The organism is Micromonospora sp. HM134, from assembly GCF_007833915.1.
Taxonomy (GTDB): Bacteria; Actinomycetota; Actinomycetes; order Mycobacteriales; family Micromonosporaceae; genus Micromonospora; species Micromonospora wenchangensis.
Window position 1 is genome coordinate 5,264,169 of sequence record NZ_CP041061.1, and the last position, 12,835, is coordinate 5,277,003.

Here is a 12,835-nt window from a genome sequence, read left to right on the forward strand (position 1 = left end):
GGCGGCCCGACTGGTTCAGCGGGCCGCCGTTCGGCGTTTCCATCGCTCACCACGGCGACCGCGGCTGAGCGACCAGGGCCGCCCGGCCAGGCGTGAGCCGACGCAGACCCCTCCCGCTACGCGCCACGTTCCACAGCGCCGCCGCCCTGATGGTCGGGGCACGTACGACCCTGGTCCCGATGGAGCACAGCCCGACGCCCCGGCTCCTGATGACCGCAGCCGGGGGCCGAGGTGCGCAGCGTTCACCCTGAAAGGCTGATGACTTTGACGACGACCTACTCGGGTCCGGCGAGGCTGATCCTGTCCGGCGGCGCACGCATATCCGGCATGGCTTCCCTCAGCACCAACCAACGCGGTGGACTCAACGGCTGGGGTGGCACCTTCCGGCCGGACGAGATCACGACGGACCTTCGCAACGCCGTCGAGGGACTGCAGTTGGAACTGCCCTACGATCGCGTCGGAACGGTCGCCGTCACCGGCTTACGCAAACTACTCGCCACGCAGGTGTTGATGTCGCTGGCAGGCCGCGGACCCGCACCATTCTGACCGTACGTCCGCACGGCCCCGCTACCAGACACGGTCACCCGTGCCTGCTGGCTGTGCCGTGGCTGCTCAGGTCTGGGTGGGGAAGCCGAGGTTCACCCCGCCGTGGCGCGGGTCGGGCCAGCGGCTGGTGACCACCTTGCCCCGGGTGAAGAACCGCACCCCGTCCTCGCCGTGGGCATGCAGGTCACCGAAGAGGGACGCCTTCCACCCGCCGAACGAGTAGTACGCCATCGGCACCGGGATCGGCACGTTGATGCCCACCATGCCCACCTCCACCTCGTGCTGGAAGCGCCGGGCCGCGCCACCATCGTTGGTGAAGACCGCCGTGCCGTTGCCGTACGGGTTGGCGTTGACCAGCGCCACCGCCGCGTCGTACGAGTCGACCCGGACGACACCGAGCACCGGGCCGAAGATCTCGTCGGTGTAGATCGACATGTCCGGGGTGACCCGGTCGAACAACGTCGGACCCAGCCAGAACCCGTTCGGGTCCCCGTCCGGCGTGACGTCCCGGCCGTCGACCACCGGCACCGCCCCGGCGGCCACCCCGGCCGCCACGTACCCGCGTACCCGGGCCGCGTGCGCGGCGGTCACCAGCGGACCCATGTCGCAGCCGCGCCGCCCGTCGCCGGTGCGCAGCCCGGCCATCCGCGCGGCGATCCGCGCCACCAGGGCGTCGGCGACCGGCTCCACCGCGACCAGCGCGGAGATCGCCATGCACCGCTCGCCCGCCGAGCCGAACCCGGCGTTGACCGCCGCGTCGGCGGCCAGGTCCAGATCGGCGTCCGGAAGCACCACCAGGTGGTTCTTCGCGCCGCCGAGGGCCTGCACCCGCTTGCCGGTGAGCGTCGCGCGCCGGTGCACGTGCCGGGCGACCGGGGTGGAACCGACGAACGACACCGCCCGCACGCCGGGGTGGTCCAGCAACGCGTCGACCGCCTCGGCGTCGCCGTTGACCACGTTGAGCACCCCGGCCGGCAGGCCCGCCTCGACGAACCACTCGGCCAGCAGCAGCGCCGCGCCCGGGTCCTTCTCGCTCGGCTTGAGCACCACCGCGTTGCCGCAGGCCACCGCCACCGGCACGAACCACAGCGGCACCATCACCGGGAAGTTGAACGGCGAGATCACCGCCACCACCCCCAGCGGCTGCCGCAGGCTGTACGAGTCGACCCCGGTGGAGACGTTCTCACTGAACCGCCCGCGCAGCGCCGAGGCGACGCCGCAGGCGTACTCGATCACCTCAAGGCCGCGTTGCACCTCGCCGGCGGCGTCGGCGAGCACCTTGCCGTGCTCGGCGGTGATCACCTCGGCGAGCCGGTCCCGGCGGGCGTGGACCAGCTCACGGAACGCGAACAGCACCGCCGTGCGCCGGGCCAGCGAGGCGTCCCGCCAGCTCCGGGCGGCCCGCTCGGCCGCCTCGACCGCCACCGCGACGTCCGCCGCGCCGGCCAGCGCCACCCGGCCGGTACGCCGGCCCGTCGCCGGGTCGAACACGTCCCCGTGCCGGCCGGACGTCCCGTCGATCCGCTTACCGTCGACGAAGTGCCCGATCCGGGTACCGTCCACTGTGGGCGCGGCCGGCGCGCCGGGTGACGTCTGCCGGGTCGCCCCGGTCACCGCGCCGCCTCCGCCGCCACCGTCGAACGGATCGCCTCGACCAGGATGGCCAGCCCCTCGCGGGCCTCGGCCTCGGTGAGGGTCAACGGTGGACCCATCCGCACCACGTTGCCGTACAGGCCGCCCTTGCCGACCAGCAGGCCGCCCGCCCGGCACGCCTCGACGACCCGGCCGGTCAGCGCCGGATCGGGTTCCGTGCCACCCGGCTGGACGAACTCCACGGCGAGCATCAGCCCCCGGCCCCGGATCTCGGCCACCCCGTCGAGGTCGGCGACCGCGGCGCGCAGCCCGTCGACGAGGATCGCGCCCACCCGGGCCGCGTTGGCCTGGAGGTCGTGGTCACGCAGGTAGTCCAGGACGGCGTTGCCGGCGGCGGTGGCGAGCGGATTCCCGCCGAAGGTGGAGAAACTGACCGCCGGCACCGACTCCATGATCTCGGCCCGGCCGACCACCCCGGCCAGGGCGAAGCCGTTGCCGATGCCCTTGGCGAAGGTGAGCAGGTCCGGGGTGACCCCGTGCGCCTGGTACCCCCAGAAGTGCGCGCCGGTGCGCCCCCACCCGGTCTGCACCTCGTCGGAGATGAGCAGGATGCCGTGCTCGTCGAGTACCTTGCGCCAGCCGGCGAACAACCCGTCGGGCGGGGCGACGAAACCGCCGACCCCCTGGACCGGCTCGGCGATCAGACACGCCACGTCACCGCTGGTCTGGGTGGCGAGCACCTCGCGCAGGTCCTCCACGGCGGCGTCGATCCGGTCGTCGGCGGGCAGCCGGGCGAGCAGCCCGCGCAGCCGCTCCCCCGAGTGCAGCCAGGCCACCTGGAGCGGGCTGTGCGCGCTGGCCGTCCAGCCCCGGTTGCCGGTGACGCCCATCGCCGCGTACGACCGGCCGTGGTACGAGTTGCGTACGGCGAGGATCTGGTGCGAGCGGCGGTAGCTGGTCGCGGCCAGCAGCGCCGCCTCGTTCGCCTCGGTGCCGGAGTTGGTGAAGAAGACCCGGGCGTCCGGGATGCCTGCCACCTGGACGATCTTCTCGGCCAGCTCCACCTGCTGCCGGATCAGGTAGAGGGTGGAGGTGTGCACCAGGCCGGTGTCCAGTTGCCGCTGCACCGCCTCGCGGATCTCCGGAATGTCGTAACCGATCATGTTGGTCAGCACGCCACCGAAGAAGTCCAGGTAGCTGCGGCCCTGGGCGTCGGTCACCCGACGTCCGGACCCGGCGACCAGCTCGATCGGTTCGGCGTAGTAGAGCGGCATCCAGGACGGGAGCACGGCCCGGTGTCGGGCCAGCAGGTCGTCGGCGGTCATCGGCACACCCTTCCGCGGCGGCGTTTCGCGTGCCCCGCACGCTGCCACCCCGGCCCGCCGCCGACAACTGCCACTGTGTCGCCCGAGCGCCGCCCCCGCCTGACACCGCGTCACCCCGCCCCGGGGGGCTCAGCCGGCGGTGGCCCGGATCGCCTCGGCGAAGACCTCGGACCGGTGCTCGAAGTTGCGGAACCGGCCGTAGCTGGGGGCCGCCGGGGACAACAGCACCACCCCGTCGGGCGGGGTCACCGCCCGGGACAGCCGGACCGCGTCCGCCAGGTCGTCCACCACCTCGGTACGCACCGTCGGCAGCCCGGCCAGCGCCGCCACGATCCGGGGACCGCTGTCCGGAATCCCGATCACGGTCAGCTCCCGCTCGGCCAGGTGGGTGGCCAACGGCGTGTAGTCCAACCCCCGGTCGGTGCCGCCGACGATCACCGTCAAGGGCCGCCCGTCGTACGCGTCGATCGCGTGCATCGCCGCGTACGGGCTGGTGGCGAGGGTGTCGTCGACGAAGGTGAGGCCGGACGGGTCGACGATCTCGGTGAGCCGGTGGGCCAGCCCGTGGAACCCGGCGACCGCCACCGCCAGGGTGTCCTTGTGGGCGACGACGTCCACGCCGACCGCGTCGAGCACGGCGAGCGCCACGCAGAGGTTGCCCGCGTTGTGCCGGCCGACCAGCGGCAGCACCCCCCGGGCGAACAGCGGCTGGTCGCCGAGGTGGAACCAGTCGGTGCCGTCCGGGCCGGTGGCGACGTGCGCGCTGTCGGGCAGGCCGGCCCGCACCGCCGCCCGGTCGCCCAACTCCAGGGCGAGGCGGGGGTCGCTGCCGTTGACCACCACCGTGCGCGGGCCGTACGCGAGGAGGTTGAGCTTGTCGCGGTAGTACTCGGCCTCGCCACCGTGCGCGTCGAGGTGTTCCGGGAACAGCGCGGTGACCACCGCCACCCGGGGCGAGTCGGCCAGGTCACTGCACTGGTAGCTGGACAGCTCCAGCACGTACAGCTCGGCCTCGGGCAGGTCGAGGGTGGGCACGCCGATGTTGCCGCCGAGCACGTTGGGCTGGTCCACCGCCGCGAGCAGGTGGCTGATCAGGCTGGACGTGGTCGACTTGCCCTTGCTGCCGGTGACTCCGATCGTCCGTTCGGCGTGGTCGGCCATCCACAGGGCGGTGCCCTGGGTGACGGTGACGCCCCGCGCCCGCAGCTCGACCAGCCACGGGTGGGTGTTGGGCACCCCCGGTGACCGGACGACGATCTCGGCGGCGGCCAGCCGGGCGAACCCCTCCTCCCCGGTGACCAGCGGCGCGGCCTCGGCGAGCGGACCCTCCCAGGCCACGGTGAGGAAGTTCGCGCTGTCGTCGACGGCGACCAGGTCGGCCGGGCCGTGCGCGGCGATGGCGGTCACGGCGGCGCGGCCCTCCCGGCCGGCCCCCCAGACGGCGACGGTACGGCCGCGCAGATCGGACAGGCGCACGAACTCTCCCTCAGGTGTCGACGGTCGGGCCGGGTCCGCTCCCGGCACAGCGGACCCGGCCGGACGAACCAGGGCCTAGTATGGCGTGTGCCCAACGAGCAGCTCCGGCGGATGGACGCCTTCACCTTCCCGTCGTACTCGTTCGACCCCGCCACCGGCGCGGCGTCGTTCGACTATCTCCTGACCGGCCCCGACGGCGAGCAGCGGTTCACCGAGGTGATCACGCTGCCGGTGCCGGCCACGCCACCGTCGGAGGAGACGCTGGCCACCCTGGGCCGGGTCCTGGAGCTGCTGCACGTGGTGGCCGGGGTCAGCTACTACAAGGCCGCCGCCCCGCCGCGCCTGGTGCTGCCGACGCCGCTGGGCGGGGCCGCCACCGCGCTGGTCACCGCCGTCTACACCAAGGGCCTCGCCGAGTACGCCTACCGCAACCAGCTCCCGCACGTGCTGGAGCTGCGTCCCGAGGTGCCGGCCGGCGAGGTCCCGCCACCCCGGGTGTACGACGACTCCGACCGGCGACCGCTGTCGGCCGTCGGCGGCGGCAAGGACTCCATCGTCAGCCTGGAGGCGCTGCGCCGGGGCGGCTTCGACCCGGTGCCGTTCTCGGTCAACCCCAACCACGTGATCGTCGCGGTGAACGAGGCGTCCGGGCTGCCGGCGCTGGCCGCCCGGCGACGGCTCGACCCGGTGCTGTTCGACCTGAACGCCGCCGGGGCACGCAACGGCCACATCCCGGTCACCGCGATCAACTCGCTGATCGCGGTCGCCACCGCCGTGCTGCACGGGCTGGGGCCGGTGGTGATGTCCAACGAGCGGTCCGCGTCCGACCCGAACCTGATCTGGAACGGTCACGAGATCAACCACCAGTGGTCCAAGGGGGTCGAGGCCGAGGGGCTGCTGCGGGCGGCGCTGGCCGGGCACGCGGGGCTCACCGAGCCGTACTTCTCGTTGCTGCGCCCGCTGTCGGAGCTGCACATCGCCCGGCTGTTCGCCACCATCGACCGCTACGACGCGGTGGTGACCAGCTGCAACGCCGCGTTCAAGCTGCGTGACGCCAGCGCCCGCTGGTGCCGCGACTGCCCGAAGTGCCGCTTCGTGTTCCTCGCCATGGCCCCGTTCATGACCCGGGAGCGGGTGGTCGGCATCTTCGGCGGCGACCTGCTGGCCGACGAGGCGCAGGTCCCCGGCTACCGGGAACTGCTCGGCGTGGACGGGCACAAGCCGTTCGAGTGCGTCGGCGAGGTGGAGGAGTCGGTGGTGGCGTTGAGCCTGCTGGCCGCCCAGGACCAGTGGCGGGACACCCCGGTGGTCCGCGCCCTGGTCGACGCGGTCCCCGCCGCCGCCTGGTCGACGGCGGCCACCTCCGACGTCTTCACCCCGGCCGGCCCCCACCACGTCCCCGCCGCCTACGCCAAAACCCTGGACGCCCTGGCCTGAGCCCCCCACTCCCCCACTCCCACCCGCCCGCCTCACCCACCTCACCCGGCCTCCATCGCCCCGGTGATCAAGAGGTTCGCGTCACCGGGGCGGCGGATCCTGACGCCAACCTCTTGATCACGGTGAACGTGCCGGCCGCTCGGGCCGTGATCAAGAGGTTCGCGTCACCTGGACGACGGATTCTGACGTATTCCTCTTGATCACCGGGGACAGGCGGGGACAGGCCGGACGGGAGGGCGGGCAGACGCGGGGCGCGGCGGAGGGGAGGCGGGTCAGGGGGTGCGGATGGCGTCGAGGGCCAGGATGGCGACGTGCAGGGACAGGCAGGCTTCGACCGAGTCGAGGTCGACGCCGAGGATGCGGCCGATCCGGGCCAGCCGTTCGTAGAAGGCCGGTCGGGACAGGTGCGCGGCGACCGCACCGGCCGACTTGTTGCGGCCCTGCTCCAGGTAGGCGCGCAGGGTGCCGAGCAGTTGCTCCCGGGGATGCTGGGCGTCGTGGGCCAGCAGCGCGCCGAGTTCCCGTTCGACGAACGTCTGCAACCGGGGCTCGTCGCGCAGCAGGTGCAGCAGGCCGGCCAGCCCGACGTGCGGCAGCCGGAAGACCGGCAGGTCACGGCTGTCCCGGCGGGCGGCCTCGGCGACCTGGCGGGCCTCGACCAGCGAGCGGCGTACCTCCCGCAGGCTCGCCACCCCGGACCCGGCGGCGACGAGCACGCGCGCCGGCTGGTCGGCGTGGCGGCGGCGCAGCGCGGCGGCGAACGCGGCCAGCGCGCGGTCCTCGGCGGCGGCCTCCGGCAGGGCGAGCAGGACCCCCACCGCCTGGTCGTCGACGGGGCTGGTCAGCCCGGTCAGCTTCGCCTCCCGTAGCGCCTGGCCGACCGCCTCGGCGAGGTCACGCAGCCGGGCCGGGCCGGCCTCGGCGGCGTCGGCCGGGCCGCTCTCGCCCGGTCCGGCGTGCTCGGCCGCGGTGTCACGGCGGAGCCGGACCATGACGCCGATCAGGTGCCGACGTTCCAGGGGCACCCCCAGCGCCCGCGCCCGCAACGCGATCTCGTCCACCGGGCGGGAGTGGTCGAGCAGGGCGGTGAGCAGCGTGTGGTGCAGTTGCCGTTCCAGCCCCTCGGCGTCGCGGCGGATCAGCCGGCCCAGCGCCAGGGTGGAGGCGGCCCGTTCCACCAGGATGGTCAGCCGGGTGGGCGGCGTGCCGACGGGCCGGCCGTCGCCGAGGCCCGCCCGCGCCGGCCAGCGCAGCAGCAGCCGACCCCAGTCCTGTCCGCGCGCGCCGACGGTCGTGACCAGCCAGCCGCTGTCGCTGTCGTACGCGGTGCGCCCGGCGGGACGCAGCCGTCGGGAGTGCTGCTCCCAGCCGTCCAGCAGCAGTTCGGCGTTCTCCCCCGCCGGGTCGTAGGCGAGCACCTGCCGCGACAGGTTCTCCAGCACCACCGGGCAGCCGGCCAGCGCGGCGGCCTGCCGGACCACCTCGGCGGCCCCGGCGCCCTCGACGGACAGGTCGGTGAAGCGTTGATGGATCTCCTCGGCGGCCCGCAGCTCGTGCAGTTGGGCGTCGACGATCAGGGCGTGCACCGCCTCGGTGATCCGCACGAACGGGGTGGCCCGGCGCAGCTCGACCAGGGGCAGCCCGCGCCGGGCGGCGGCCACGGCCATCACCCGGGGCACCTCGGTCGGGTAGCGGCGGCCCAGTTCGACCACGAGCCCGGAGACACCCACCGCGACCAGGTCGCCGATGAAGGCGCGTAGTCCGGCGTCGTCGGCGGGCAGCCCGATGCCGGTGGTGAGCACGAGTTCGCCCCCGCCGAGCAGGGTGGCGATGTCGGGCACCTCCGCCACGTGCACCCAGCGCACCGGGCGGTCCAGGCCGGCCTCCCCGGCGACCAGCCGGGGCGCGCCGCGACGGACCGGGTCCAGCGCGAGCACCTCACGGACGGTAGGGAACACGGGCGACACGCTACCCTCGGTGACCCCGGGTCCCGCCATCCACCGTCCGTCGCCGCTCCCGACGACGACGAGGGCGGCCCCACCGGCCGGGGCGGTGACCCGTCCCGGCCGGTGACGCGACGGTCAGTCGACGCCGAACTCCATCGCGGCCCGGTCGAGGGCCTCGTCGTCGGCGGTGGCGACGCCCCGGGAGGCGATGGCCTCCGCGCCGCCCTGCGGCATCGCCCCGATCAGTCCGGTCGAGGCGGCCTGTGCCGCGCCGACCGCCCGCTGCGGGGCCGCGCCGCCGACCAGGCCGAGGGTGGCGTACTGCTCCAGCTTGGCCCGCGAGTCGGCGATGTCGAGGTTACGCATGGTGAGCTGGCCGATCCGGTCGGACGGGCCGAAGGCCGAGTCCTCGGTACGCTCCATCGACAGCTTGTCCGGGTGGTAGCTGAACGCGGGGCCGGTGGTGTCGAGGATCGAGTAGTCCTCGCCCCGGCGCAGCCGCAGGGTCACCTCGCCGCTGACCGCGGTGCCGACCCAGCGCTGCAACGACTCGCGCAGCATCAGCGCCTGCGGGTCGAGCCAGCGGCCCTCGTACATCAGCCGGCCGAGGCGACGGCCCTCGTGGTGGTAGTTCGCCAGGGTGTCCTCGTTGTGGATGGCGTTGACCAGCCGCTCGTACGCGGCGTGCAGCAGCGCCATGCCGGGTGCCTCGTAGATGCCCCGGCTCTTGGCCTCGATGATCCGGTTCTCGATCTGGTCGGACATGCCCAGGCCGTGCCGGCCGCCGATGGCGTTGGCCTCCAGCACCAGGTCGACGGGGCTGCCGAACTCCTTGCCGTTGATCGTCACGGGGCGGCCCTGGTCGAAGCCGATGGTGACGTCCTCGGTGGGGATCTCCACGGACGGGTCCCAGAACCGGACCCCCATGATCGGGCTGACCGTCTCGATGCCGGTGTCGAGGTGCTCCAGGGTCTTGGCCTCGTGGGTGGCGCCCCAGATGTTGGCGTCGGTGGAGTACGCCTTCTCGGTGCTGTCCCGGTAGGGCAGGCCGCGTTCCAGCAGCCACTCCGACATCTCCTTGCGGCCACCGAGTTCGGTGACGAAGTCGGTGTCCAGCCACGGCTTGTAGATCCGCAGTTGCGGGTTGGCCAGCAGGCCGTAGCGGTAGAACCGCTCGATGTCGTTGCCCTTGAAGGTCGAGCCGTCGCCCCAGATCTGCACGTCGTCGGAGATCATCGCCCGGACGAGCAGGGTCCCGGTCACCGCCCGGCCCAGCGGGGTGGTGTTGAAGTAGGCCCGGCCGCCGGAGCGGATGTGGAAGGCGCCGCAGGTCAGCGCGGCGAGGCCCTCCTCGACCAGGGCGGCACGGCAGTCGACCAGGCGGGCGACCTCGGCGCCGTAGCTGAGCGCACGGCCGGGCACCGAGTCGATGTCGGGCTCGTCGTACTGGCCGATGTCGGCGGTGTAGGCGCACGGGACGGCGCCCTTGTCGCGCATCCACGCGACCGCGACCGAGGTGTCGAGGCCGCCGGAGAAGGCGATGCCGACACGTTCGCCGATGGGCAGGGAGGTGAGAACCTTGGACACAGGGAAGATTATGCACCTGCCCGCATTCTCATGCAAATAGCCGGTGGTCGTGGTGGCTACCCGTCGGCCGGGTCGCCGCGCCCCAGTTCCCAGAACGCCACCGCCGCCGCGGCGGCCACGTTCAACGAGTCCACGCCGCGCCGCATCGGGATCACCACCCGCACGTCGCTGGCCGCCTGCGCCGCCCCGGTCAGGCCGGGGCCCTCCGCCCCCAGCAGCAACGCCGCCCGCGCCCGCTGCGCCGGGGTCAACCGCTGCACCGGTACGGCGTCCGCCGCCGGCGTCATCGCGAGCACCGTGAAACCCGCCGCGCGTACCTCGTCCAGGCCGACCGGCCAGCGTTCCAGCTTCGCGTACGGCACCGCGAACACCTCGCCCATGCTGACCCGCACGCTGCGCCGGTACAGCGGATCGGCGCAGGACGGCGAGAGCAGCACCGCGTCGATACCGAGCGCGGCGGCCCCCCGGAAGATCGCCCCGAGGTTGGTGTGGTTGTTGATGTCCTCCAGGACCACCACCCGGCGGGCGGCGGCCAGCACCTCGGCGGCCGTGGGCAGGGGCTTGCGGTGGAACGAGGCGAGCACGCCCCGGTGGACGTGGAAGCCGGTCGCCTTCTCCAGCACGTCGGGGGTGGCCGCGTAGACCGGGGCGTCCCCGGTGTCCAGGTCGGCGAGCTGGTCGACCCGCTTCGCGTCGACCAGGTACGACCGGGCCGGATAGCCGGCCCGCAACGCCCGGCGCAGCACCAGCTCCCCCTCCGCGATGAACAGCCCGTGCGGGGGTTCCCAGCGGGTACGCAGCTCGACGTCGGTCAACGCCCGGTAGTCGGCGATCCGGGCGTCGTCGGGGTCGGTGATCTCGTGAACGGGCACCGCCCGATTCTGCCCGTCCCCCGGCCGGCACCTGCGGGGCGGTCCGGCGGCACCGCCCGCCGGGCCACGGTCGGGTTTTCCCGGGCCGGCCGGGTTTCCCGGGTCGTGGCGCGGGAAGGGGGCGGGAAGGGGACGCGACCGGAGGGACCACCACGATGAGCGCAGCGGGCACCACCGACGGCCGGTTGCCGAGGAACGCCACGGTCGCCGACCACATCGTGGACCGCCTCGCCGAGTGGGGGGTGCACCGCTACTTCGGCTACCCGGGCGACGGCATCAACGCGATGACCTCCGCCCTGCAACGGGCCGGCGACCGGGTGGAGTTCGTCCAGGTGCGCCACGAGGAGACCGCCGGCTTCGCCGCCAGCGCCCACGTCAAGTACGGCGGCGGCCCGCTCGGCTGTGCCCTGGCGACCAGCGGCCCCGGCGCGATCCACCTGCTCAACGGCCTCTACGACGCCAAGCTCGACCACCAGCCGGTGGTGGCCCTGGTCGGCAACACCGCGCTCACCGCCGAGGGGGGCGGCTACTACCAGGAGGTCGACCTGCTCGCCCTCTACAAGGACGTGGCCGGGGACTTCCTGGCCCAGCTCGACGACCCGTCCCAGGTGCGGCACCTGGTGGACCGGGCCTGCCGCACCGCGCTGTCCCGCCGGACGGTGACCGCGCTGGTGCTCCCGCTGGACGTGCAGGACGAGCCGGCGGTGCCGGACCCGCCGCACGCGCACGGCTACTACCACACCAGCGCGGCCCCCAGCAGCACGCCGACGGTGCCGCCGGAGGCGGACCTGCGCCGCGCCGCCGAGGTGCTGCGCGGCGGCGAGAAGGTGGCGATGCTGGTCGGGCAGGGCGCGCTCGGCGCCGAACGGGAGGTACGCCTGATCGCCGACCGGCTGGGCGCCGGGGTGGCCGCCGCGCTGCTCGGCTTCACCGCCGTGGACCACCGCGAGCCCTGGGTGACCGGGGCCATCGGCCTGCTCGGCACCCGGCCGAGCTGGCAGCTCATGCAGGAGTGCGACCGGCTGCTGATCGTCGGCAGCAACATGCCGTACTCGGAGTTCTATCCGCCGCAGGGGCAGGCCCGCGCGGTGCAGATCGACCTGGACGGCACCCGGATGGGGCTGCGGTACCCGACGGAGGTCAACCTGACCGGCGACGCCGGGCCGACCCTGCGGGCGCTGCTGCGGGAGCTGGGCGACGGCCCCGCCCCGACCGCCTGGCGGGCGACCATCGCCGACGCCACCTCGGGGTGGCGGCAGGCCCAGGCGGAGCTGGCCGGGCAGCCCGCGCACCCGGTGAACCCGCAACTGCTGTTCCACACCCTCAACGACGCGCTGCCCGACGACGCGATGATCGCGGTGGACTGCGGCACCGCCACCGCCTGGTACGCCCGCCACCTCCAGCTCCGCCCCGGCATGCTGGCCAGCCTCTCCGGCACCCTGCTGTCGATGGGCGGGGCGATGCCGTACGCCCTGGCCGCGAAGTTCGCCCACCCGGACCGCCCGGTGGTGGCGTTGATCGGCGACGGGGCGATGCAGATGAACGGGGTCAACGAGTTGATCACCGTGGCGAAGAACTGGCGGCACTGGGCCGACCCGCGTTTCGTGGTGCTGGTGCTCAACAACCGGGATCTGGCGTTCGTCAGCTGGGAGCAGCGCTCCACCGAGGGCACCCCGCGCTATCCGGCCAGCCAGGACCTGCCGGACGTGGCGTACCACCGGTGGGCCGAGGTGCTGGGCCTCGACGGTGAGCTGGTCGACTCCCCCGACCAGGTCGCCGGCCTGTGGCGGCGGGCGCTGACCGCCGACCGTCCGGTGGTGGTGAACGCGATGGTCGACCCGGCGGAACTGATGCTGCCCCCGCACTTCACCCTCGACCAGGCCCGCAAGACGGCGGCGGCACTGCTGCGCGGCGACACCGACCGGGCCGGCATCGTCCGCCGGGGCATCCCGGCCACCCTGGCCACCTACCGCCCCCGCCGCCGGAGCCGCTGACCCCCACCACCCGCCCCGCCCCGGCCCGGTTGCTGCTCGCGATGTCGCCGGAACAGCGG

At 73.7% G+C, this 12,835-nt stretch carries 9 protein-coding genes; 3 read left to right on the plus strand and 6 right to left on the minus strand.

The window, feature by feature from the left end:
* The first annotated feature begins 231 nt into the window (after positions 1 to 231).
* Positions 232 to 546, plus strand: coding sequence for a hypothetical protein (locus FJK98_RS22615; protein WP_240762281.1), 315 nt, complete (start codon positions 232 to 234; stop codon positions 544 to 546).
* Positions 547 to 612: 66 nt separating this feature from the next.
* Here FJK98_RS22615 and FJK98_RS22620 read toward each other — a convergent pair whose 3' ends face one another.
* From FJK98_RS22620 to murD, 3 genes are all read right to left on the minus strand, one after another.
* Positions 613 to 2,094: a CoA-acylating methylmalonate-semialdehyde dehydrogenase gene (locus tag FJK98_RS22620; RefSeq protein ID WP_370517091.1), complete on the minus strand. Its 1,482-nt coding sequence runs from the start codon at positions 2,092 to 2,094 to the stop codon at positions 613 to 615.
* A 62-nt stretch (positions 2,095 to 2,156) separates the two neighbouring features.
* On the minus strand, positions 2,157 to 3,464 hold the full coding sequence (locus tag FJK98_RS22625) for an aspartate aminotransferase family protein (RefSeq protein WP_145920789.1): 1,308 nt from the start codon (positions 3,462 to 3,464) through the stop codon (positions 2,157 to 2,159).
* A gap of 129 nt (positions 3,465 to 3,593) precedes the next feature.
* Complete coding sequence (murD, locus tag FJK98_RS22630; RefSeq protein WP_145920790.1) at positions 3,594 to 4,940, minus strand: UDP-N-acetylmuramoyl-L-alanine--D-glutamate ligase; 1,347 nt, start codon at positions 4,938 to 4,940, stop codon at positions 3,594 to 3,596.
* An 87-nt stretch (positions 4,941 to 5,027) separates the two neighbouring features.
* Here murD and FJK98_RS22635 point away from each other — a divergent pair, with 87 nt between their 5' ends.
* Positions 5,028 to 6,377 carry a hypothetical protein gene (locus FJK98_RS22635; RefSeq protein WP_145920791.1) on the plus strand — a complete coding sequence of 450 codons (1,350 nt, stop codon included), beginning with the start codon at positions 5,028 to 5,030 and terminating at the stop codon, positions 6,375 to 6,377.
* Positions 6,378 to 6,649: 272 nt separating this feature from the next.
* Here the strand turns inward: FJK98_RS22635 and FJK98_RS22640 are convergent, their stop codons facing one another.
* The 3 genes from FJK98_RS22640 to FJK98_RS22650 all read right to left on the minus strand — a co-directional run bounded on the left by FJK98_RS22640 (position 6,650) and on the right by FJK98_RS22650 (position 10,782).
* Positions 6,650 to 8,344: a PucR family transcriptional regulator gene (locus tag FJK98_RS22640; protein ID WP_240762283.1), complete on the minus strand. Its 1,695-nt coding sequence runs from the start codon at positions 8,342 to 8,344 to the stop codon at positions 6,650 to 6,652.
* A gap of 114 nt (positions 8,345 to 8,458) precedes the next feature.
* Positions 8,459 to 9,910, minus strand: coding sequence for an argininosuccinate synthase (gene argG, locus FJK98_RS22645; protein WP_145920793.1), 1,452 nt, complete (start codon positions 9,908 to 9,910; stop codon positions 8,459 to 8,461).
* Between the two features lie 56 nt (positions 9,911 to 9,966).
* Positions 9,967 to 10,782 carry an RNA methyltransferase gene (locus tag FJK98_RS22650; protein WP_145920794.1) on the minus strand — a complete coding sequence of 272 codons (816 nt, stop codon included), beginning with the start codon at positions 10,780 to 10,782 and terminating at the stop codon, positions 9,967 to 9,969.
* A gap of 155 nt (positions 10,783 to 10,937) precedes the next feature.
* Here FJK98_RS22650 and FJK98_RS22655 point away from each other — a divergent pair, with 155 nt between their 5' ends.
* A complete protein-coding gene (locus FJK98_RS22655; protein WP_145920795.1) occupies positions 10,938 to 12,776 on the plus strand; it encodes a thiamine pyrophosphate-requiring protein in 1,839 nt (612 codons plus the stop codon).
* Positions 12,777 to 12,835: the final 59 nt, after the last annotated feature.

What these genes read in the sequence shown, in the direction of transcription:
- FJK98_RS22625 (WP_145920789.1), bottom strand. Translation starts at nt 3,464, where the DNA reads ATGACCGCCGACGACCTGCTGGCCCGACACCGGGCCGTGCTCCCGTCC.
- FJK98_RS22655 (WP_145920795.1), top strand. Translation starts at nt 10,938, where the DNA reads ATGAGCGCAGCGGGCACCACCGACGGCCGGTTGCCGAGGAACGCCACG.